Origin of the sequence: Burkholderia sp. Bp8986, assembly GCF_003854225.1 — a bacterium.
Classification (GTDB): Bacteria; Pseudomonadota; Gammaproteobacteria; order Burkholderiales; family Burkholderiaceae; genus Burkholderia.
The window spans coordinates 1-332 of record NZ_QTQM01000226.1; the positions used below are offsets into that span (position 1 = coordinate 1).

1 pseudogene is annotated in these 332 nt (G+C 65.7%); it reads right to left on the reverse strand.

Annotated features, from left to right (window positions below):
• Positions 1-332, reverse strand: a pseudogene (locus tag DID99_RS37010) (IS110 family transposase); the annotation flags it as partial.

Sequence of the window (332 nt, forward strand, 5' to 3'; positions counted from 1 at the left end):
GGTGGCGGCTTGCGTGCCGGGCACGGTTACGGCTTGTTCGCTCAGTGCCTGAACGATCTCGGCCGCCAAGCCTTTGCGCATGCGAGGAGCGAGCTTGGTCAGGCGATTGGCGAGCGTCTTCTCGCTGGTGCCGGCAAGGGCGGCGGGCGACGGATAGCGCTCAAGCAGATCGAGTACCGCTGGATGGTCAAGGCGCGGTCCGAGAACACGCTCGAGCGCCGGATGGATCTGAGTAAGCAGGCCGCGAATGCGGTGGCTGGTTTGCGTGACCTGAGCGGCGAGGTCGTCATCGAAGCCGCAGAGCATGGTGAGCTCGGCGAGTTGCTCGTCGG